The sequence below is a fragment of the Qipengyuania mesophila genome (genome assembly GCF_019711655.1).
Classification (GTDB): domain Bacteria; phylum Pseudomonadota; class Alphaproteobacteria; order Sphingomonadales; family Sphingomonadaceae; genus Qipengyuania; species Qipengyuania mesophila.
In genome coordinates this window covers 644,634-665,211 of record NZ_JAIGNU010000001.1, presented here as the reverse complement: position 1 = coordinate 665,211, position 20,578 = coordinate 644,634, and the positions used below count along the sequence as shown (strand labels likewise).

Sequence of the window (20,578 nt, the reverse complement as noted above, 5' to 3'; positions counted from 1 at the left end):
TCAAGCCGCAGAGAGGCAGCCAGTGGCAAAAGAACAGAACAATGAATGTGATACGCTTCGGGAAGGCCTGATCGATGCGCTGACAAAACTGCGTGACGGGGATTTTTCCGCGCGGCTCAAACTGGACTCCAAACATCCTGCCGACCGCCACATTGCCGATCTTTTCAACGAGGTCGTCTCGCTCACCGAGAACATTACCGGCGAATTCGGTCGCCTTTCCCAGACCGTGGGTAAGGAGGGCAAAATAGCCTATCGCGCTGGTGTGAAAGGGGCTTCGGGCGGCTGGCAAGCCAAGCTCGACGCGGTCAACGAACTGGTCGACGACATGGTTCAACCGACCACAGAAGTTGCGCGAGTCATCGGCGCGGTCGCCAAAGGCGACCTGTCACAGCACATGGCAACCGAGATCGACGGTCGCCAGCTGAAGGGCGAGTTCCTGCGCATTGGCAAGGTGGTGAATACCATGGTCGACCAGCTCGGCTCCTTCGCCTCCGAAGTGACGCGAGTTGCGCGCGAGGTCGGTACCGAGGGCAAGCTTGGTGGCCAGGCCCGCGTGAAGGGTGTTGCCGGCACTTGGAAGGACCTGACGGACAATGTGAACCTGATGGCCGACAATCTCACCGGCCAGGTGCGCAACATCGCCGAAGTGACAACCGCAGTGGCCCGCGGCGACCTCTCGAAGAAGATTACCGTCGATGTGAAGGGAGAAATCCTCGAGCTGAAGGACACGATCAACACCATGGTCGACCAGCTCAACGGGTTCGCCTCCGAAGTGACGCGTGTGGCGCGCGAAGTGGGTACGGAAGGCAAGCTCGGTGGTCAGGCCGAAGTGCCCGGGGTTGCCGGCACCTGGGCTGACCTGACCGACAACGTGAACCTGATGGCCGACAATCTCACCGGCCAGGTGCGTAACATCGCCGAGGTGACGACCGCCGTGGCCCGCGGTGATCTTTCGAAGAAGATTACCGTGGAAGTGCGCGGCGAAATCCTCGAGCTGAAGAACACCATCAACGTCATGGTGGACCAGCTTTCCAGCTTCGCATCGGAAGTGTCGCGCGTGGCGCGCGAAGTGGGCACCGAGGGACGCCTCGGCGGTCAGGCGAAAGTCGACGGCGTCGCGGGCATCTGGAAGGATCTGACCGACAACGTGAACGAGCTGGCGGCCAATCTCACCGGTCAGGTGCGCAACATCGCGGAAGTCACGACGGCCGTGGCATCGGGCGACCTTTCGAAGAAGATCACCGTCGACGTGAAGGGCGAGATCGCCGAGCTGAAGAACACGATCAACACCATGGTCGACCAGCTCGGCTCCTTCGCGTCGGAAGTGACCCGCGTGGCGCGCGAAGTGGGCACCGAAGGCAAGCTCGGCGGTCAGGCCAAGGTTGAAGGCGTCGCCGGGACATGGGCCGACCTGACGGACAATGTGAACGAGCTGGCGGCCAATCTGACCGGTCAGGTGCGTAATATCGCGGAAGTCACCACTGCCGTCGCGTCGGGCGACTTGTCGAAGAAGATCACCGTCGATGTGAAGGGAGAGATTGCGGAGCTGAAGAACACGATCAACACCATGGTCGACCAGCTCAACTCCTTTGCGTCGGAAGTGACGCGTGTGGCCCGCGAAGTCGGCACCGAAGGAAAATTGGGCGGACAGGCCCGCGTACCGGGTGTCGCAGGCACGTGGCAGGACCTTACCGAGAACGTGAACCTCATGGCCGACAATCTTACCGGTCAGGTGCGCAATATCGCCGAAGTGACCACCGCCGTCGCGCGCGGAGACCTATCCAAGAAAGTCACCGTGGATGTGAAAGGGGAAATCGCCGAGCTTAAGAACACCGTGAACACCATGGTGGACCAGCTCAACGGATTCGCCTCGGAAGTGACCCGCGTGGCCCGTGAAGTGGGCACCGAGGGCAAGCTGGGCGGACAGGCCATGGTGCCGGGCGTTGGCGGCACATGGGCCGACCTCACCGACAATGTGAACCTGATGGCGACAAACCTCACCAACCAGGTGCGCGGCATCGCCGATGTCGTTACGGCGGTGGCGCAGGGCAATCTCAACCGCAAGTTGACGCTTGAGGCCAAGGGCGAGATCGCGGCACTGGCGGAAACGATCAACGGCATGATCGAGACGCTCTCCACCTTCGGCGACCAGGTCACCAACATGGCCCGTGAAGTGGGCGTCGAGGGTAAGCTGGGGGGACAGGCACGCGTACCAGGTGCTGCGGGCCTGTGGCGCGACCTCACCGACAACGTGAACCAGCTGGCCGAGAACCTTACCAACCAGGTGCGCTCGATCGCCGACGTGGCGACCGCCGTGACCAAGGGCGATCTTACCCGCTCGATCTCCGTCGAGGCCTCGGGCGAAATGGCCTCGCTGAAAGACAACATCAACGAGATGATCCGCAATCTGAAGGATCAGACGCTCAAGAACGCCGAGCAGGACTGGCTGAAAACCAACCTCGCACGCTTCGCCCGGATGCTGCAGGGCGAACGCGACCTCGCCACGATCTCGAACCTCATCATGAGCGAGCTCGCCCCGCTGGTGAACGCGCAATATGGCGTGTTCTACGTCGCCAAGGAGAACGAGGGTCAAGACGCCACGCTCGATCTCGTCGCCAGCTATGGAGCGGGTAATCCGCAGGAAATGAAGCCGCGCTTCGTGCTGCGCGAAGGCCTCATCGGTCAGGCGGCAGCCGACAAGTCTCCAATCCGGCTGGACAAGGTGCCCGATGGCTATCTTCGCGTTAGCTCAGGCCTCGGCGATGCCAAGCCCGCGCATCTCTTCATCCTTCCCGCCCTGTTCGAAGACGAGGTCAAGGCAGTCCTCGAACTCGGCAGCTTCGAGGGCTTCAGCGATACGCATCACGGCTTCCTGATCCAGCTAATGGAAACAATCGGCATCGTTCTTAACACGATTGCCTCAACCATGCGGACCGAGGAGCTGCTCAAGGAATCGCAGACGCTTACACAGGAATTGCAGGCGCGCCAGACCGAGCTGACGACCAAGCAGAAAGAGCTCGCCCAGACCAACGAAGAGCTGCAGGAAAAGGCACAACTGCTCGAATACGAGAAGCGCCAGGTCGAAGCGAAGAACCTTGAAATCGACATGGCCCGCCGCGCGATCGAGGAGAAGGCCGAACAGCTTGCCCTCACTTCGAAGTACAAGAGCGAGTTCCTTGCCAACATGAGCCACGAACTGCGCACGCCGCTCAATTCATTGCTGATCCTGTCCAAGGTCCTCAACGACAACGAGGAAGGCAATCTCAGCCAGAAACAGACCGAATTCGCCAAGACGATCCATTCCGCCGGTTCGGACCTGCTGAACCTCATCAACGACATCCTCGACCTCTCGAAGATCGAATCCGGTACCGTCTCGATCGAACTCGACGACATGCGCCTGTCCTCGCTCAGCAAGCACGTGGAGCGTACCTTCCGCCAGTTGGCTTCGCAAAAGGGCCTCGGCTTCGAGGTCGAATTTGCGAGCGACCTACCCAAGACGTTGCGAACCGACGAACAGCGGTTGCAACAGATCCTGCTCAACCTCCTGTCCAATGCCTTCAAGTTTACTTCCGAAGGCAAGGTCTCGCTCGATGTGCGCATGGCGACGTCGGGGTGGAACCGCGAGCATCCACAACTGTCCGACGCCAGCCGCGCGCTGGCCATTTCGGTCACGGACACCGGGATCGGCATTCCCGAGGACAAGCAGAAGCTCATCTTCGAGGCTTTCCAGCAGGCCGATGGGACGACGAGCCGCAAGTACGGCGGCACCGGCCTCGGCCTTTCGATCAGCCGCGAAATCGCAGGGCTGCTTGGCGGCGAGCTTCAGGTCTCCTCCACCTATGGCAAGGGATCAACCTTTACTCTCTATCTCCCGCTCGACCCTCCGAAGGTCGACAAGTCATCCGACGATACCTCGACACGCGGCCAGTCTAGCCATCGCCCCCTCCACCTCGATCGTGAGCACGACCAACTGGCGCCATCGGCCGAGCCATTCGTCCTCGTTGTCACGGGCGATTCGGAACTTGCCGACCGCTTGACGGAGGAAGCGCTGGCGCAGGGAATGGCCACCAGCGTTGCGAACAGCGGCGCCGCGGCCATTTCGACCGCGCGACGCACGCCGCCTGTGGCTGTGGCCGTCGACACTACCCTGGACGACATGGATGCAATGGTCCTGGTTGATATGCTGGCCAACCAGGAAGGGTGCGCCCACCGCCCGATTTGGATAATCGAAGAGAGCGGCAATGAGGACGGGCGGCATGTCAGCCTGCATTCAAGGTCGAATGTTCTCACGAGCCCGCGTGGCGAGGCACCGGAAGCGTTCCGCAAGCTGAAGCGGGGAATTGACGAAGCCGGCAATCAGACCAGCGTCGATTGCAGTGACGAATGGACGCTTGACGGCCGGCACATCCTCATCGTCGACGACGATATCCGCAATATCTTCTCGCTCGCCAGCGTGCTCGAATCGCGCGGCGCCTCGGTGGTCTATGCCGAGCGAGGCGCCGACGGTATCGAGATGCTGCGGGCGAAGTCCAGCATCGACGCCGCGCTCATCGACATCATGATGCCTGAAATGGACGGATATGAGACAATGCAGCGCATTCGCCAGGACGATGACCTGGCCGGTACCCCGCTCATCGCCGTTACCGCGAAAGCGATGCGGGGAGACCGGCTGAAATGTCTCGAAGCCGGCGCGGACGACTATATCTCCAAGCCGGTCGACATAGAACTCCTGATGGCGGTTCTCAGGGTTGCCTTTGATCGCGCTGCAAGACAGCCCGCCGAAGCGGCAGATGTCGAGGCCGTCAAATGATCGACAAGGAAGAAAATGGAGAAGCTGGGCGAGGACGCATTCTCATCGTCGATGATGACGAGCGCAATCTTCTCGCGCTTTCGGAAACGTTGAAGTCGCTTGCCGAGGTCACCTGCGTTTCGTCAGGCAAGGAGGCCTTGCGCGAATTGCTGCAGGATGAATTCGCGGTCATTCTGCTCGACGTCTACATGCCCGAGATGGACGGATACGAAACTGCCGCGATCATCAGGGAGCGCAAGAAAACCTCGCAAGTTCCGATCATCTTCCTGTCGGCGGTGAACAAGGAAACGTCGCACTTGATGCGGGGCTACGAGATGGGCGCGGTCGACTACGTATTCAAACCTGTCGATCCGGTGGTGCTGAAGACCAAGGTCGGCGTCTTTGTGGATCTGTTCGAAACGCGTCAGCGCATGGAGGAGCAAGCGAAGCTTGAGAGCAGCCTGCGCGAAGCGCATTTGCGCGAACAACTCGACAGGATTGCGGTGGAGCGCGAACTCGAACGCAGCGAACGCCGCCAGGCATCGATCCTCGCGACGCTTCCGATGGCGATATACGAAAGCCGGAGCGGTAAGGGCCGGATGGAGCGCCGCTTCGTTGGCGGCGACCTGGGCTACTTCATCGGCGAGAATGCGGCGGACGTGATCGCGGGCGTTCGTCGCTTCGACGAATGGGTGCATCCGGAAGATCTTTCGTCCTACGAGACCAGTGAAGGCGATGATTCGGATGCGGTGACGATTGAATACCGCTTCGTGGGACCCGATGGTCGCAAGCGTCACCTGCTCGACCAGCGTATCAAGCTGGTCGGGAAGGACGATGATCCGCAATGGGTCGGCACGATCCTCGACGTAACCGAACGTCGTGAACTCGAGGAACGTCTAGTCCACGCAGGCAAGCTCGACGCCCTCGGCCAGTTGACCGGAGGCGTCGCGCACGACTTCAACAACCTGCTCGCTGCCATGCTCGGAGGCATCAACGTGCTCGACCGAAGGCTGGAACTCGGCGCGTCTGAGAAACGCGTCATAGACCAGATGCGCTACGCGGCAGAACAGGGCGCCGACCTCGTCAAGCGCATGACGGCGTTCGCGCGCAAACAGGACCTCACGCCCGCCAGCATCAATCCACAAGAGCTTTGCGATGCGGTCTCCGGCCTCGCCGATCATGCGCTTGGCGATGGCGTGTCGACCTCCTGGAACTGCGCCGATACCGGGCTCCACATCTACGCCGACCGCAACCAGTTGCAGCTCGCGATCATGAACCTCGTGATCAATGCCCGTGATGCTATGCCCGAAGGCGGCAAGATCGACGTTTCGATCGATGTTGCCGATACGACCGCTAAGGGCGATCAGCGCCTGAGGATCGTGGTCAGCGACACCGGCCACGGCATGACCGAGAAGGTGCTGAAGAAGGTAACCGAACCTTTCTTCACGACCAAGAGCGCCGGAAAAGGCACCGGGCTAGGGCTGTCGATGGTCGCCGGTTTCGTCGATCAGTCTGGCGGTGAGCTTCAGATCACGAGCGTCGTTGGCAAAGGCACGAGGGTCGAAATCTTGCTGCCCGCCCGCCTGCCGTCTGCCGAAATGGATAATTCTCGCAGGGCGCGCGAACTCTCGTGGTTCAAGGGCAGGAAAATCGCACTGGTCGATGATGATGAAGGCGTCCGCATCGTACTCTCGGAGCAACTGCGCGATGCGGGCGCTCTTGTGGAAGAGTTCGAAAGGGGCACTGACATAATCGAGGCGGTCGACGAAGGACGAAGCTATGATGTCGTAATCTCGGATTTCGCCATGCCCGGTCTCAACGGTATGGAAACGCTCGAGAGCCTGCAAATTGCAGCCCCTCGTATGGGCAAGGTGCTGATAACGGGCAACATCGCCGACGAGCGACTAAGCGATTTGAAAGACGTGTTGCTCGTGCACAAGCCAATCGACCCGAAGGCCTTGGCTTCCGCTTGCGCGAAATCGTTGGAAATCGGGGTCGCGTGAACCGAAATTACGAATTCGCCTCGCGCGGAGCCATGCGCTGACCGACTGCTTCGAAACCTTTCCGGACTAAAGGCAGACAATCTGCATACGGCGCCAGAGGCGCTGACTGCCTTCATCGGCGTTACCGGCAGCGATTCGCGTCAGCTCGGTCCGCGCGAGCAGCCGCCGAAGATCTCGGATTGTCGCCCGAGGATGCGGTCCGGCTGCAACAGGTCGCCTCGCCAATGGGCGCGGCGAATCCTGCCACCGGTTCCCCAAGACCGATCCCGCTCACCGCGCACGCGAGCATCTCGGCCGGTCGATCCCCGCAGTGGAAGGCCTCCGTGGCTAGCCGCGCGCGACGCTCTCCAGCGGTTCGCCGGTGACGGGATAACCCAGATCCTCACCGATCTCGAGCCAGGTCTTGCCGCTGCGTTCGCCCATGAACGGCGTAATCGTGCGCACGGGTATTGCCTCGGCCTGCGCCTTGGCCTCGGCGAAGCTGCCGAACAGCGCGAGCCTTTCGAGGTTGCGGCGCGTCGGGAAAATGACCTTGATGTCGCCTTGTTCCGCGGCGTCGAGCGCGCCTTGAGCGGTGGTCCAGAACAGATGCGTGTTTTCGGACAGATCGGCTTCGATCTCGACCGCACCCGTGCCCAGATCGGCGAGATAGAAGCGCGTGTCGTAAACGCGCGGGATGCGCTCGTTCTTCGGGAACCAGCGGGCGAAGGGGACGAGCTGGCCTAGATCGAGCTCCCAGCCGAAATGGTCGAGTACGGGGGCAAGCTCGCCGGTCTGCTGGAGGAAGGCGCGTGCGGCGCGCGCGCGGTCGGCATCGATATCGCCCGACAGGCCGATGGCGAGCCCCGTCTCCTCGAGCGTTTCGCGCACGACCGCCACCTGATGCGCCGCTTCATCGGGATCGAGCGGTCCGCCCATGCTTGCGCCCAGCTCGAAATCTGCCGGATCGACCCGTCCCCCCGGAAACACTGCCATGCCGCCGGCGAATACCATCTCGCGCGAGCGGATCGTCATCAGGATTTCAGGCGGTCCACCCTGCGGCGCGTTGCGGAAGATGACCACGGTGGCGGCGGGTATGCCGTCGGCGCCTTTGTCGGAGAATTCGTTCATTGATGCTTTGTGCCGAGGGGCAAGGGGCTTGCCAAGCGCAAAGGCGGCGTCGCGCCGTCGGGAATTTTTACACTAAGCGATACGACGAAGTTGCCGTTAACCATCGTAGTGGCAGAAATCCATGGAACGATAGTCGTTTGGCACGGCGCATGCAGATAAGGCTGCGTCCCGTTCAAGTCTTCAACGGGAGTCGGACCAAGGTCTCCCGGTTCCGGCCCCCAGACGAACAAAGGCCCGCCAGGTTTGTCGCCTGGCGGGCCTTACCCGTTCTGGACAGATGTTCCGGTACGCCCCGCGAGGCGACCGGAAAGGATCTACGAAGCCGCCTTGGCGACCTGTTTCTCGTCCATCATCTGCTGCAATTCGCCGGCCTCGAACATTTCCATCATGATGTCGCTGCCGCCGACGAATTCGCCCTTTACGTAGAGCTGAGGGATTGTCGGCCAGTCCGAATAGGCCTTGATCCCCTGTCGGATTTCCATGTCCTGCAGCACGTCGACGCTGTCATAAGCGACGCCGCAATGGTCGAGAATGGCAACCGCCCGGCTCGAAAAGCCGCATTGCGGGAAGAGGGGGGTGCCCTTCATGAAGAGCACGACGTCGTTGCCGCCGACGATATCGGCGATGCGCTGGTTGGTATCGGACATAACGGCCCGTCCTTTGTCAGAATTCGGTTTGCGAGAGATCAGGTGGGGGCTTGGGTGGTCAGTTGCAAGGCGTGCAGTTCGTCGCCCATGCGCCCGCCGAGCGCCTCGTAGACCAGCTTGTGCTGCTGCACCCGGCTGAGCCCCGCGAATTGCGGCGCGGTGACCTTGGCCGCCCAGTGATCGTTGTCGCCGGCGAGGTCGCGCATCTCGACTTCGGCACCCGGAAGCGCCGCCTCGATCATGCCCACGATGTCTTCGGCTTGCATCGGCATGGATCAGGCCTGGTCGCTCATGAACTGGCGCCGTGCCTCGACGCCGCATTCTTCCAGCTTGGCGCGGATGTCTGCTTCGCTAACATCGCATTCGGCCGCTGTGAGGTCGCCGAGCAGCTTGCGGATCACGTCCTCGTCGCCCGCTTCCTCGAAGTCGGCCTGCACGACGGCCTTCTTGTAGGCGTCGGTTTCCTCATTGGTCAGGCCCATGAGATCGGCGGCCCATTCGCCGACCAGCCGGTTGCGGCGCGCGGCGATCTTGAAGGCGTTTTCCTCGTCGAAAGCGAACTTGGCTTCTTCGGCCCGTTCGCGATCCTTGAAATCGGTCATGTCAGTCCTCTCGGGATGGAATCTCGGGAGCCGGAATAGGCGCGGCCCCCAAGCCCTGCAAGGCTGCTTATTCCATCACTACGACGAGCTTGCCGATGGCCCCGCGGTTTTCGAGCTTGGCGATCGCTTCGTGCGCCCGTTCGATCGGATAGGTCTCGCTGACCAGCGGATCGATCTTGCCCGCCTTCCACAGGTCGAACAGCTCTTCGATGTTCTTCTGGTTGCGCTCGGGTTCGCGTGCAGTGAAGGCGCCCCAGAAGACGCCGCGGATGTCGCAGCTCTTCAGGAGCGTGAGGTTGAGCGGCATCTTGGCGATCCCAGCCGGGAAGCCGATCACCAGGAAGCGACCTTCCCAGGCGATCGCACGCAGCGCGGGTTCGGAATAGTCGCCGCCGACGATGTCGTAGACGATGTCCGCGCCATCGGGGCCGACCGCCGCCTTGAAATCATTCGCCAGCTGCTTGGAGGTATCCTTGTCGAAGGGCGCACGGGGGTAGATCACGACCTCGTCGGCACCGTGCTTCTTCGCGACTTCGCCCTTTTCCTCGGTCGAGACGGCGGCGACCACGCGGCAGCCATAGGCCTTGGCGAGTTCGACCGCGGAGAGGCCGACGCCGCCTGCTGCGCCCAATACCAGCACGGTCTCGCCTTCCTTGATGTCGCCGCGATCCTTGAGGCCGTGGATCGTGGTGCCATAGGTCATCAGCAGCGCGCTGGCCTTCACCAGGTCGATCCCTTCGGGCACCTTGAACAGCCGCGCGGCGGCCACGGCCACCTTCTCCTGCAGCCCGCCATTGCCGACCCCGCACATCACGCGGTCGCCGACCGCGAAACCGGTGACGCCTTCGCCCAGTGCCTCGATCGTGCCCGAGATCTCGCCGCCCGGCGCGAAGGGGCGGGGCGGCTTGAACTGGTACATGTCGCGGATGATCAGCGTGTCGGGGAAGTTGATCGCGCAGGCGGCGACCTTGACCAGTACTTCGCCCTTGCCCGGGGTGGGCTCGTCGATATCCTCGACGACGAGGGTTTCGGGGCCACCGGTTTCCTTCGAAAGGACTGCCTTCACGCTGCTGCTCTCCTGTTGGGTTTGTCGAGCCAGGGCAGAGTGCCCTCGCGCATCTGTTCGTGGGTCGCAATCGCGCTTTCGCTCCCGAGTGTCAGGCCAATCTCGTCGAGCCCCTCGAGCAGGCAGCGCTTGCGGAACGGATCGATGGGAAACTCGAACCGGTCCTGGAACGGGGTGGTGACGACCTGGTTTTCGAGGTCGATCGTGATCGGGGCTTCCTGCGCCACCTCCAGCAAGCGGTCGACCTGCTCCTGCGGCAATTCGACCGCGAGGATCCCGTTCTTGAAGGCGTTGCCGGCGAAAATGTCGGAGAAGCTCGGGGCGATCACCGCGGTCACGCCCATGTCGAGCAGCGCCCAGGCGGCGTGCTCACGGCTCGAGCCGCAGCCGAAATTGTCGCCCGCAATCAGGATTGGCGCATCGGCGAAATCCTCGACGTCGAAGGGGTTGCCGGGCGTCTGCCGGATCGTCTCGAAAGCGCCCTTGCCGAGACCCTCGCGGCTGATCGTCTTGAGCCAGTGCGCGGGAATGATGACGTCGGTATCGACGTTCTTGAGGCCCAGCGGGATGGCGCGTCCCTCGATGGTAGACACGGGTCTCATTATTTGGCGCTTTCGGGAAAGGCAGGGAGGCGACCGATGTGACGCGGATCGTGCTGGATCACGATCGTGGCGTCGAGATTGTCGGCCATTTGGTTGAAGCGGTGGAACGAGGCGAGCGTATCGGCACGATCGGTGTTGAACTGCGGCACGCCGCGGTTCTCGATCTGCTCCTCGAAATGATAGAGATCGCCGGTCAGCATCATCGTGCCCATGCGTGGCAGCCTGACCACGAGCGAACGGTGGCCCGGAGTGTGTCCGGGCATGGAGACCATAATCACCTTGCCGTCACCGAAGACGTCCCTGTCCCCTGCCACGGTTTCGACCTTGCCGCCATCGTTGAGCCAGTGCGCGAAGGGCCTCGGATCGACATTGCCAGTACCGTCGGCGGCCTTCACCGCGTCGAAATCGCCCTGTCCGATCAGCAGTGTGGCATCGCCGAAGCCGGCCAGTTGCCCGATATGGTCGAAATGATAGTGGCTGACGCCGACGTAGTCGATGTCCGCGGGGGTCAGGCCGAGATCGCCCAGCTGGTCCTCGATCGAGCGCGCGACGCTCACCGTATAGACCCCCGAGGTCTGGGTGCGACCGACGAAATCGCCCGGCAGGCCGGTGTCCCACAGGAGGTACTTGTCCCCGTCGCGGATGACATAGCAGCTGTCGGTCATCTCGCGCGGTTGCCCGTCGTAGAGATGGGTGTCGGAGAAGGATTCGCTGTCGCTCAGCTGCAGCGTGCCGCAGTCGAGGCGCCACAGCTCGATTGCCGGCGCATCCTGCGCGACCGCGGGCGCTGCGGCGAGCGCCGCTGCGGCAATCGTCAGGTGAAATCTCATGCGTACTCTCCCCCAGTGGCATGCGATCCTAGTCGGTTTCGGGCTTCTCTCCCGAAGGAATCGGGCCAGGCTGCGCGGGCCCCTTCTTCTTCTCGCGGCGCTTGTTCGCATAAAGCATGGCGGCGGCGATGGCGGCGGAGCCGATCGCCCCGGCGATGGCGGCTTTTCCGGAAAGCTTCTTGGTCATGCCCTCTCAATGGTCAGCCCCCGCCCGCTTGGCAAGGGGCGAGCTTGCGGACGTCGGTCAGGCGCCCGGTCACTGCGGCGGCCGCCGCCATGGCCGGGCTGACCAGATGCGTGCGCGCGCCGGGCCCCTGGCGGCCGACGAAATTGCGGTTGCTGGTCGATGCGCAGCGTTCGCCGGGAGGGACCTTGTCGGGGTTCATCGCGAGGCAGGCCGAACAGCCCGGTTCGCGCCATTCGAAGCCGGCATCGGTGAAGATGCGGTCTAGCCCTTCGGCCTCGGCCTGTCGCTTGACGAGCCCCGAGCCGGGCACGGCGATCGCCCAGCGCACATTGGCTGCCTTAGTGCGTCCCTGCAGCACAGCGGCCGCGGCGCGCAGGTCTTCTATCCGCGAATTGGTGCAACTGCCGATGAAGACGTTCTCGACCTCGATCTCCTCGATGGGGGTGCCGGGTGCGAGGCCCATGTAGTCGAGGCTCTTCCTTGCCGCTTCCCGCTTGGAGGGGTCGGCGAAGCTTTCGGGCGCGGGGACGGCACCACCCACAGGGACGACGTCTTCCGGGCTGGTTCCCCAGCTCACCGTGGGCTCGATATCGGCGGCGTCGATCACGACCGACTTGTCGAACATCGCGCCTTCGTCGGTGGACAGCGATCGCCACCATTTCACCGCGCGATCCCAGTCCTCGCCCTTCGGCGCGTAGCGACGGCCTTCGAGATAGGCGAAGACCTTGTCGTCGGGCGCGATGATGCCCGCGCGTGCCCCGCCCTCGATGCTCATGTTGCAGACGGTGAGACGGCCTTCGACGCTCATCTCCTCGAACACCCGCCCGCGATATTCGATCACGTGGCCGGTGCCACCGGCGGTGCCGATCACGCCGATGATGTGGAGGATCAGGTCCTTGGGCGTGACCCCGGGGCCGAGCGCGCCGTCAACGCGGACTTCCATCGTCTTCGAGCGTCGCAACTGCAGCGTCTGCGTCGCCAACACATGCTCGACCTCGCTGGTGCCGATGCCGAAGGCGAGTGCGCCGATCCCGCCATGTGCGGCGGTGTGGCTGTCGCCGCAGACGATCGTGGCGCCGGGCAGCGAGAAACCCTGTTCGGGCCCGACGACATGGACGATCCCCTGCTCGGGCGCGACCGCGTCGATATAGGCAACGCCGAATTCGGGCGCATTGCGTTCGAGCGCGGCAAGCTGCTGCGCGCTCTGCGGATCGGCGATCGGCAGCCGCGACCCGTCGGGCCCGAGCCTGGGCGTGGTCGGCAAATTATGATCGGGCACCGCCAGCGTCAGGTCGGGGCGCCGCACCTTGCGTCCGGCAAGTCGCAGCGCCTCGAAGGCCTGCGGGCTGGTGACCTCGTGCACCAGGTGCCGGTCGATGTAGAGGAGGCAGGTGCCGTCCTCGCGGCGCTCGACCACATGGGTGTCCCAGATCTTCTCGTAAAGCGTGCGCGGTTTGCTAGCCATGGCGGCCATGTCTGCGGCAGCTTTCGGGCTTCGGCAAAAAGGCAAATGCAGAGTCTTCCAAACTTAACCTTTCTCTGCTTTATTGACACTCATGTCAGCAAAGCCGTTTTCCTTTCCGATCACAGTCCTGCCCGACGACATCGATTTCATGGGCCACGTCAACAACGCACGCTACCTTAATTGGGTGCAGGACACGGTGCTCGCGCACTGGCGCAAGCTGGCCCCGGCGGAAGAGGTGGCGAGCAAGGCCTGGGTCGCGCTCAAGCACGAGATCACCTATCGCCGCCCGGCCTTTCTCCATGACGACGTGATCGCCGAGACGGTGCTAGAGAAGATCGCCGGCGCGCGCAGCTTCTACAACACGGTGATCCGCCGCGGCGAAGAGGTTCTGGCCGAGGTCAAGAGCATGTGGTGCTGCATCGACGCGGAAAGCCTGCGTCCGGCCCGCATCAGCCGTGACGTGGCCGAGAATTTCTTCGGCCTTCCGCGCAAGCAGGAACGCTACACTGGCGAGTGATCGGGAGGACAGCGGGCTTTGCCTGCGCTGCTAGCGGGCCTATATTCGAACCATGGATTTCCTGCTTCCCGCATTGATCGTGCTCGCCACCGTCGTCGCGATGGAACTGGTCGCGTGGTCGAGCCACAAGTACATCATGCATGGTTTCGGTTGGGGGTGGCACCGCGACCATCACGAGCCGCATGACAATCTGCTCGAGCGCAACGACCTTTATGCGCTGGTCGGCGCCGCGGCGAGCATCTCGATGTTCCTTATCGGCAGCCCGATGATCTTGGGTGATGGTGCCTGGTGGCCCGCCACATGGATCGGCCTCGGCATCCTGTTCTATGGCATCATCTACACGCTGGTACACGACGGCCTGGTCCACCAGCGCTATTTCAAATGGGTGCCGAAGCGCGGTTATGCCAAGCGGCTGGTGCAGGCCCACAAGCTCCATCATGCGACGATCGGCAAGGAGGGCGGGGTCAGCTTCGGCTTCGTCTTCGCGCGCGACCCGGCGAAGCTGAAGGCCGAACTCAGGCGCCAGCGCGAGGCGGGCATCGCGGTGGTACGCGAAAGCGCCGGAGCCTGAGGCCCCGGCGCTTCGATTGTGCGTCGCGGGAACGCTACTTGGCGTAGTTCACAGAGAGCCCGTGGATGAGGCCGGGGATGTAGCCCAGCAGCGTGAGCACGAGATTGAGCAGGGCGGTACCGCCCAGGCCATGCTTGGCGGCAACGCCCAGCGGCGGAAGCAGTACGGTGGCGATGAGGATGAGAATCGGCATCGAGAATTCCTTTGGTCTGCCCTCCCGTCGTTCGATAATCCAACGCGTCGGGGCTAGGGCCGTTCCGAAATTCACTCGTTGCGGGTCGCGATCCAGCTGCCGCAAGTGACGAGAATTGCCAGCGAAATCCAGTACCAGGGATGGCCTAGCGTGTACCAGGTGAAGACCACGCCGGTTGTCATGGCACCGATCGCCATGGTCTTGGCCCGGCGGCTGATCGCGCGGCGCTCGCGCCAGTCATGGACCTGCGGCCCCCAATGCGGATGGTCGAGGATCTTCTGTTCCCACTCGGGATTGCTGCGGGCGAAGAAATAGACCGCCAGCAACAGGAAGGGGACCGTGGGCATGATCGGCAGGAAGGCACCGACCGCGCCGAGGGCCACGCTGAGGAGGCCAAGCGCGGAATAGAGCGGGCGCTTCATTTGGGCTATCCCGCCGCGATCCGCGCGGCATGTTCGCGGACCAGCGCAATCATGTTGGGAACGCCCTGCGTGCGGTTGCTCGAAAGCTGGTTCTTGAGATCGAAGGGTTCGAGCGCGGCCGCTATATCCATGTCAGCCACTTCACTCGCTGGCTTGTCCTGCACCGCGGCGATGACGAGCGCGACGATGCCCTTGGTGATCGCGGCATTGCTGTCGGCGAGAAAATGCAGCCGATCCGCATCGGTGGTGGGATATACCCAGACCTGCGCGCTGCAGCCGCGCACCAGCGTGGCGTCGGTCTTCAGCGCCTGCGGCATCTCCTCGAGTTCGCGACCCAGTTCGATCAGCAGGCGATAGCGTTCGTCGCCCTCGAGGAATTCATATTCTTCGGCAATGTCGGAAAGTGTGCGCATGCCGCGCCCTTAGCGGGCGGGCCGGCGGGCGTCCATCGGGCTCAGCCCGCCAAGCCGCCGGGGCGGGTGAAGGCGTAGTAGATGACATAGAACCAGCCGAAGAAGCCCTGGATGGCTGCCCAGACGATCGACTTGTGCAGACTCCAGCTGATGGCGACTGCGATCGCACTGCCGAGACCGATCCCGGCGCGGGCGGCGTCGGTCCGCGCCGCGGTCACAGGTCGACCCCGCTGGCGATCGCTTCGAGCTTCTTGATCCGTTCCTTGAGGTCGGCGAGCTCGATCCGCGCCGCTCCCATGGGAGAGCCGGCTTCCTGCGTTTCAGCACCATGGTGCCGTTCGAGCTCTTGCCGCTTCAGTGCCAGCCAGCCGTGCCAGGCCCGCAGCAGCGCCGTTGCGACGATGGTCAGTCCGACCAGCGCTGCGCCTGCTATGATCACTGTCGGTTCGAACATAATTCCATGTCCTCCTTGAACCTTGCCGCCTTCAGTCGGCCTGCTTGTCGCGCAGGGCTTCGATTTCGGCGGCGATCCGCTTTGTTTCGCGCGCATCGAGCGAATTGCCGTCGGTGGCGATCCTTTCGAGCACCTTGATCCTCTCGCGCAGATCCTCGATCTCGCGCTGGGCGCCCGGATCCGTGCGGCTGACGTAATTCTCGTTGCCATGCCGGTCGGCTGTGATGCCGTGCTGTGCGCGATAGCGGGCGGTCAGCACTTTGGTGACCGATCCGATCAGCACCAGCAGGACGATGGCGGTCCAGAAACTCATAGCGCACGCTCCCCTTGGGCGGCGGTGTTCTCGATCTCCTGCAGGTCGCGCAATTGCTCGATCTGCAGGGCGAGGTTGTGGTTGCCGTCGGTCGCGATCCGCTCGAGTACGCGCAGGCGGTCCTCGAACTTGCGGTAGTCGGCGCTGCCGCGGCTGCCCATCGCTGCCTCCGCTTCGGCCTTGCGCGCCAGCAGTTCCAGCTTGCGCTCTTCATGCTCGGCGGCACGCTTCTGGAACAGGTAGGCCATCGGCATGACGATCATCAGGATCGTCAGGATGAAGCCGAAGATCAGCAGAAGGTCCGGATCCATCAGTTGGCCTCCTTCGCGTCGCGCAGGCGATCGATCTCGTTCGTGAGATGATAGCCACTGTCGGTGACGATCCGCTCGACATTGCCGAGCCGATCCTTGAGCGAGCCGAGTTCGGCGCGCAGTTCGGCATTCTCCTGCGTCAGCAGCTTGACCCGTTCGACCGCCTGGTCGTTCCGGGGATAGACCGCTTTGCCCCAGCTGTTTTCGAGCGGGTATCCGTTCTTGATCCGCATCCAGGTGGTTGTGACCCAGGCAATCGATATCGAGACGACGCCGACGGCGAGGAGGGGGGCGAGAGCCTCGACCAGTACGATCTTTTCCATGTCAGATACGCTCCCGGTCCTTGATGTTCAGCGGCGTGCCGGCTTCGCTGGCGGTCGGCTTGTCGCGCAGCGCCTCGATCTCGTCGCGCAGTGAGTAGCCGCGATCGGTGACGATCTTCTCGAGTACCACCATGCGGTCTTGCATTGTGTCGAGCTTGTCGTGCAACTCGCGGTTCTCCGCTTTCAGAGCCTTGGTTTCGGCGCTGTCGCTGCGCTCGGTCTTGCCGCCCCACTCGTCTTCGAGCGAGTAGCCGTGTCGGGCGCGGATCCAGTTGTTGACCAGCCAGCCGCCGGTGCTCAGCGCGACGATGGCGAGCACGAATTCAGGGCTGCCGAAATTCATTGCGCCGTCTCCCCCTGCTTGATGTTGAGCGGTGTGCCGCTGTCGCTTCCCTCGACGGTGCGCTGGTCGCGCAGCGCCTCGATCTGGGTGGCGACATTGTAGCCGCTGTCGGTGACGATGCGTTCGAGAACGCGAACCCGGTCTTCCAAATCGCCGACGCGACTGGCGTATTGCGCGGCCTTTTCGGCGGTGCTCTCGGCGGTCGCATTCAGCTGCATCTCGGCCATCTTGTGCTGGTGCCGGGTCCAGATCGCCAGGCCGCCGATCATGAACGGCGCCAGCGGGATGAGATAAGCCCAGTCGAACATGGTCGTCTTCCCCCTTCGTTGTGCGCCGGCTCAGCGCAGGCGTTCGATTTCGGCGTTCAGGCGCGGATTGCTGCTGACGTAGAAGGTCTCGACTTCGGCCAGACGGCGATCGACATCCTTCATCTTGGCGCGGATCTCGCGCGCCGTGCGCTTCGGGTTCTGTCGTACGCCTTGCCAGTAGCGCGTCTCGTCATGATCGACGTAGAGATGCGGCGGCTTCTTGTTGAGCAGGATACCGGCGACGAAATAGGCCGGAAGCGCGAAGCCGGTGGCGAAGACCAGGATGATCAGCGCAAGGCGGACCCACAGGACATCGACGCCGGTATAGTCGGCGATGCCCGAGCAAACGCCCATGAGCTTGGCATTCTGCTTGTCGCGGTAAAGCGTGGTGCGGGGCGTGTTCACTTGGCGGCTCCTTTCTTCTCGGCGAGCAGCTGTTCGAGTTCGCGGAGCTGCTGGTTGTCCTGCTCGCTGTCGTGGACAAGGCGGGCGGGGCGGAATTCGGGGTTGTCGCTGGCAACCAGGCGCTCGACCGTATCCATCCGGTCGTCGAGGCGCTTGGCGAGGTTGTAGAGTTCCTCGAGCAGGACTTCATCGTCGGTGGTGATCGTCGCCGAGGTCTTCCACTTGGTGATGTAGTGGAGGATCAGCCATGGAAGCCCGATGAAGATCGCGGGGATGATGATGATCTCTTCCATGGGTGTCAGTCCTCCTTGTCGGCGCTGCCCATTCCGAGCGCCTTTTTCATTTGTTCAAGTTCGTCGTCGATCGCATCGGCGCCTTCGAGCGCGGCGATCTCGTCGGCCAGGCTCGGCTTGTCCGATTGGTCGGCGATGCTCAGCGCATCGGCGCGCCCCTCGGCATAGTCGACACGGCGCTCGAGCTGGTCGAAGCGGGTCAGCGCATCATCGACGCGCTCGTTGGTCATCAGGCTGCGCAGCTTGACGCGGTTCTCCGCGCTTTCGAGCCGGGCGGCGATGGCGGTCTGGCGGCTGCGCGCTTCGCGCAGGCGGTTCTGCAGCTTCTGGATGTCCTGCTCATAGGCGCGCAGCGCATCGTCGAGCACCGCGATTTCCTGCTTGAGCTGATCGCTCATGTCGGCCGCCTTCTTCTTTTCGACCAGCGCGGCGCGGGCGAGGTCCTCGCGATCCTTCGACAGCGCGAGCTGCGCCTTCTCGTTCCAGTCGGCCTGGAGCTTGTCGAGCTTGACCGTGTGGCGGTGCATTTCCTTCTGGTCGGCGATGGTGCGCGCCGCGCTTGCGCGGACTTCGACCAGCGTCTCCTCCATCTCGAGGATGATCATGCGGATCATCTTCTGGGGGTCGTCCGCCTTGTCGAGCATGTCGTTGAAATTGGCGGCGATGATGTCGCGGGTGCGGCTGAAAATGCCCATTAAAGGTGCTCCGTTGGCAAAAAAGTCCGATCCCTTGGGCCGACCGCCGTCGCGGGTCGGAGTCGGCGAGCGGCGCAACCGTTCTACCTCTTCCTCTATCCGCGACAAGCGGGGGCGGGCCGAAGCGCCTTCGGCATCGCTGCCGCGGGGACTGTCGGGGGAGCGGCGCTCCGGCCCAAGGGGATCGTGGTCGGGAGGCAGGGTCATGCGATCTCGACCTGTTCATAGGCGGCCAGCGCCGGGCTGGGGGCGGTCACCGCGATCTGCGTGCTCAGCAGGACGAAAGTGACCATCGCGGCGATGCTGGCGATGGCGGCCTGTCCGAGCTGGCTTCGGAAGAAACTGCGGTTGTACATCTGGGTTACCTCCCTGGGGGCCATCCGGCCGATTGCTGTTGTCTCCTGTTCAGCAAGCGCCATGCCAAACCCGAAAAACGGGAGAAAAGCTGGGGTCCCAGGCTATTCGACCAACGACATGTTGGTTTCTATTGCCAAGTATCGGGGAAAATTCCTATCTCTTGGTCATGGAGCGGGAAAACCAGTTCATCGGTCAGTCCGGGGCCTTCCTCGACGCGGTCGAGCGGGCTAGCCGCGCCGCGCCGATGCGCCGCCCGGTATTGGTCATAGGCGAGCGCGGGACCGGCAAGGAACTGATCGCCGAACGCCTCCATCGTCTCTCCACCCGCTGGGACGAACCCCTGGTGATCATGAACTGCGCCGCGCTGCCCGAAACGCTGATCGAGGCCGAACTCTTCGGGCATGAAGCCGGCGCGTTCACAGGCGCTACCAAACAAAGGGTCGGAAGGTTCGAGGAAGCCGACAAGGGGACGCTTTTTCTCGACGAACTGGGCACTTTGTCGATGGGCGCGCAGGAGCGCCTGCTGCGCGCGGTCGAATATGGCGAGGTCACGCGCATCGGGGCGAGTCGCCCGATCCGCGTCGACGTCCGCATCGTCGCGGCCACGAACGAGGACCTGCCGGCCAAGGCCGATCGCGGCGATTTCCGCGCCGACCTGCTCGACCGGCTGAGTTTCGAGGTCATCACTCTCCCGCCCTTGCGCGTGCGCGAGGGCGACGTGCAGGTCCTGTCCGACTATTTCGGTCGCCGCATGGCCGCCGAACTCGGCTGGGAAGGCTGGCCGGGTTTCGCCGCGCATGTCGCCGAACAGCTCGAGAAGCACGACTGGCCGGGCAATGTCCGCGAACTGCGCAATGTCGTCGAGCGCGCGATCTACCGCTGGGACGACTGGAGCCAGCCGATCGGCCATGTCGTCTTCGATCCCTTCGACAGTCCGTGGAAGCCGGCCGACCTGCCCTCGCGCCAGGCCGACGCGCCCGCGCCTCGTGCCGCAGTGGCTCCGCAAGGGCCCGATTTCGAGAGCGTCGACGACCTGCGCGCCGCGGTCGATGCGCATGAGCGCTCGATCGTCGAATTCGCCCTCGGCAAGCATCGCTGGAACCAGCGCCAGACCGCCAAGGCGCTGGGACTGACCTACGACCAGCTGCGCCACTGCATCAAGAAGCATGCCCTGACCGACGACGAGTGATCTGTCCGGGGATAGGGGCGGCTATGCCCTCTTGCCTTTCTCGGGACTCGCGCCTATCTGGCTCTCCATCCCGACATTGTCGCGACACTGGAGGGGCTGGCGCCGCGAGGGGCCGGCCACAAAGACCTGTCGCAATCGCAGTGTCGCATGGGACCTGTATTTGGAGACCG

General features: G+C 63.1%; 28 protein-coding genes. 5 read left to right on the top strand and 23 right to left on the bottom strand.

The genetic code is table 11. The features are described from left to right. Nucleotides 1-22 precede the first annotated feature (22 nt). Both K3181_RS03385 and K3181_RS03380 read left to right on the top strand, forming a co-directional pair. A complete protein-coding gene (locus tag K3181_RS03385; RefSeq protein ID WP_221600805.1) occupies nt 23-4,810 on the top strand; it encodes a HAMP domain-containing protein in 4,788 nt (1,595 codons plus the stop codon). Beyond that, nucleotides 4,807-6,792, top strand: a complete 1,986-nt coding sequence (locus K3181_RS03380) for a response regulator (RefSeq protein ID WP_221600803.1) — start codon at nt 4,807-4,809, stop codon at nt 6,790-6,792. Before K3181_RS03385 ends, K3181_RS03380 begins: the two co-directional genes overlap by 4 nt. A 327-nt stretch (nt 6,793-7,119) precedes the next feature. Here K3181_RS03380 and K3181_RS03375 read toward each other — a convergent pair whose 3' ends face one another. The 9 genes from K3181_RS03375 to leuC all read right to left on the bottom strand — a co-directional run bounded on the left by K3181_RS03375 (nt 7,120) and on the right by leuC (nt 13,301). Then, nucleotides 7,120-7,902, bottom strand: a complete 783-nt coding sequence (locus K3181_RS03375) for an NUDIX hydrolase (RefSeq protein ID WP_221600801.1) — start codon at nt 7,900-7,902, stop codon at nt 7,120-7,122. Nucleotides 7,903-8,216: 314 nt separating this feature from the next. Beyond that, nucleotides 8,217-8,549: a Grx4 family monothiol glutaredoxin gene (grxD, locus tag K3181_RS03370; RefSeq protein WP_221600799.1), complete on the bottom strand. Its 333-nt coding sequence runs from the start codon at nt 8,547-8,549 to the stop codon at nt 8,217-8,219. A 38-nt stretch (nt 8,550-8,587) separates the two neighbouring features. Beyond that, nucleotides 8,588-8,821: a BolA/IbaG family iron-sulfur metabolism protein gene (locus K3181_RS03365; protein WP_221600798.1), complete on the bottom strand. Its 234-nt coding sequence runs from the start codon at nt 8,819-8,821 to the stop codon at nt 8,588-8,590. A gap of 3 nt (nt 8,822-8,824) precedes the next feature. Continuing rightward, entirely contained in the window at nt 8,825-9,151 is a 327-nt protein-coding gene (locus tag K3181_RS03360) for a DUF1476 domain-containing protein (RefSeq protein ID WP_221600796.1), read from the bottom strand. Between the two features lie 67 nt (nt 9,152-9,218). Then, the gene (locus K3181_RS03355) at nt 9,219-10,217 is read right to left on the bottom strand and encodes an NADPH:quinone oxidoreductase family protein (RefSeq protein WP_221600794.1); all 999 of its coding nucleotides are present in this window, start codon (nt 10,215-10,217) and stop codon (nt 9,219-9,221) included. Beyond that, nucleotides 10,214-10,819, bottom strand: coding sequence for a 3-isopropylmalate dehydratase small subunit (gene leuD, locus K3181_RS03350; RefSeq protein ID WP_221600792.1), 606 nt, complete (start codon nt 10,817-10,819; stop codon nt 10,214-10,216). Before leuD ends, K3181_RS03355 begins: the two co-directional genes overlap by 4 nt. Beyond that, nucleotides 10,819-11,649, bottom strand: coding sequence for an N-acyl homoserine lactonase family protein (locus tag K3181_RS03345; protein ID WP_221600790.1), 831 nt, complete (start codon nt 11,647-11,649; stop codon nt 10,819-10,821). The genes leuD and K3181_RS03345 overlap by 1 nt, the downstream gene beginning before the upstream one ends. A gap of 28 nt (nt 11,650-11,677) precedes the next feature. Then, nucleotides 11,678-11,836, bottom strand: a complete 159-nt coding sequence (locus K3181_RS03340; protein ID WP_221600788.1) for an isopropylmalate isomerase — start codon at nt 11,834-11,836, stop codon at nt 11,678-11,680. Nucleotides 11,837-11,849: 13 nt separating this feature from the next. Then, nucleotides 11,850-13,301, bottom strand: coding sequence for a 3-isopropylmalate dehydratase large subunit (gene leuC, locus K3181_RS03335; protein ID WP_221600786.1), 1,452 nt, complete (start codon nt 13,299-13,301; stop codon nt 11,850-11,852). Between the two features lie 91 nt (nt 13,302-13,392). Here leuC and K3181_RS03330 point away from each other — a divergent pair, with 91 nt between their 5' ends. Further along, complete coding sequence (locus K3181_RS03330; protein WP_221600784.1) at nt 13,393-13,818, top strand: acyl-CoA thioesterase; 426 nt, start codon at nt 13,393-13,395, stop codon at nt 13,816-13,818. Between the two features lie 52 nt (nt 13,819-13,870). Beyond that, complete coding sequence (locus K3181_RS03325; protein WP_221600782.1) at nt 13,871-14,389, top strand: sterol desaturase family protein; 519 nt, start codon at nt 13,871-13,873, stop codon at nt 14,387-14,389. A 34-nt stretch (nt 14,390-14,423) separates the two neighbouring features. On the opposite strand, the gene K3181_RS03320 is transcribed toward K3181_RS03325, so the two are convergent. The 14 genes from K3181_RS03320 to K3181_RS03255 all read right to left on the bottom strand — a co-directional run bounded on the left by K3181_RS03320 (nt 14,424) and on the right by K3181_RS03255 (nt 19,242). After that, nucleotides 14,424-14,582, bottom strand: a complete 159-nt coding sequence (locus tag K3181_RS03320) for a YqaE/Pmp3 family membrane protein (protein WP_221600780.1) — start codon at nt 14,580-14,582, stop codon at nt 14,424-14,426. A gap of 71 nt (nt 14,583-14,653) precedes the next feature. Then, nucleotides 14,654-15,004 carry a YbaN family protein gene (locus K3181_RS03315; RefSeq protein WP_221600778.1) on the bottom strand — a complete coding sequence of 117 codons (351 nt, stop codon included), beginning with the start codon at nt 15,002-15,004 and terminating at the stop codon, nt 14,654-14,656. Nucleotides 15,005-15,009: 5 nt separating this feature from the next. Next, nucleotides 15,010-15,417: a SufE family protein gene (locus K3181_RS03310; RefSeq protein WP_221600776.1), complete on the bottom strand. Its 408-nt coding sequence runs from the start codon at nt 15,415-15,417 to the stop codon at nt 15,010-15,012. A 41-nt stretch (nt 15,418-15,458) separates the two neighbouring features. Beyond that, on the bottom strand, nt 15,459-15,635 hold the full coding sequence (locus K3181_RS03305) for a hypothetical protein (protein ID WP_221600774.1): 177 nt from the start codon (nt 15,633-15,635) through the stop codon (nt 15,459-15,461). Further along, a complete protein-coding gene (locus K3181_RS03300) occupies nt 15,632-15,871 on the bottom strand; it encodes a hypothetical protein (RefSeq protein WP_221600772.1) in 240 nt (79 codons plus the stop codon). Before K3181_RS03300 ends, K3181_RS03305 begins: the two co-directional genes overlap by 4 nt. 31 nt (nt 15,872-15,902) lie before the next feature. After that, on the bottom strand, nt 15,903-16,184 hold the full coding sequence (locus tag K3181_RS03295; protein ID WP_221600770.1) for a hypothetical protein: 282 nt from the start codon (nt 16,182-16,184) through the stop codon (nt 15,903-15,905). After that, nucleotides 16,181-16,495, bottom strand: coding sequence for a hypothetical protein (locus K3181_RS03290; protein ID WP_221600768.1), 315 nt, complete (start codon nt 16,493-16,495; stop codon nt 16,181-16,183). Before K3181_RS03290 ends, K3181_RS03295 begins: the two co-directional genes overlap by 4 nt. Beyond that, a complete protein-coding gene (locus K3181_RS03285; RefSeq protein ID WP_221600766.1) occupies nt 16,495-16,818 on the bottom strand; it encodes a hypothetical protein in 324 nt (107 codons plus the stop codon). The genes K3181_RS03290 and K3181_RS03285 overlap by 1 nt, the downstream gene beginning before the upstream one ends. Nucleotide 16,819: 1 nt before the next feature. Beyond that, a complete protein-coding gene (locus tag K3181_RS03280) occupies nt 16,820-17,161 on the bottom strand; it encodes a hypothetical protein (protein WP_221600764.1) in 342 nt (113 codons plus the stop codon). Continuing rightward, entirely contained in the window at nt 17,158-17,469 is a 312-nt protein-coding gene (locus K3181_RS03275; protein ID WP_221600762.1) for a hypothetical protein, read from the bottom strand. Before K3181_RS03275 ends, K3181_RS03280 begins: the two co-directional genes overlap by 4 nt. Before the next feature lie 30 nt (nt 17,470-17,499). Beyond that, nucleotides 17,500-17,874: an envelope stress response membrane protein PspC gene (gene pspC / locus K3181_RS03270; protein ID WP_221600760.1), complete on the bottom strand. Its 375-nt coding sequence runs from the start codon at nt 17,872-17,874 to the stop codon at nt 17,500-17,502. Further along, nucleotides 17,871-18,167, bottom strand: coding sequence for an envelope stress response membrane protein PspB (gene pspB / locus K3181_RS03265; RefSeq protein ID WP_221600758.1), 297 nt, complete (start codon nt 18,165-18,167; stop codon nt 17,871-17,873). Before pspB ends, pspC begins: the two co-directional genes overlap by 4 nt. 5 nt (nt 18,168-18,172) lie before the next feature. After that, nucleotides 18,173-18,970: a phage shock protein PspA gene (gene pspA, locus K3181_RS03260; RefSeq protein WP_221602812.1), complete on the bottom strand. Its 798-nt coding sequence runs from the start codon at nt 18,968-18,970 to the stop codon at nt 18,173-18,175. 95 nt (nt 18,971-19,065) lie between these two features. Then, a complete protein-coding gene (locus K3181_RS03255; RefSeq protein ID WP_221602905.1) occupies nt 19,066-19,242 on the bottom strand; it encodes a hypothetical protein in 177 nt (58 codons plus the stop codon). Between the two features lie 143 nt (nt 19,243-19,385). Between K3181_RS03255 and pspF the strand changes: the two genes are divergently transcribed. Then, entirely contained in the window at nt 19,386-20,408 is a 1,023-nt protein-coding gene (gene pspF, locus K3181_RS03250; protein WP_221600756.1) for a phage shock protein operon transcriptional activator, read from the top strand. Nucleotides 20,409-20,578 lie beyond the last annotated feature (170 nt).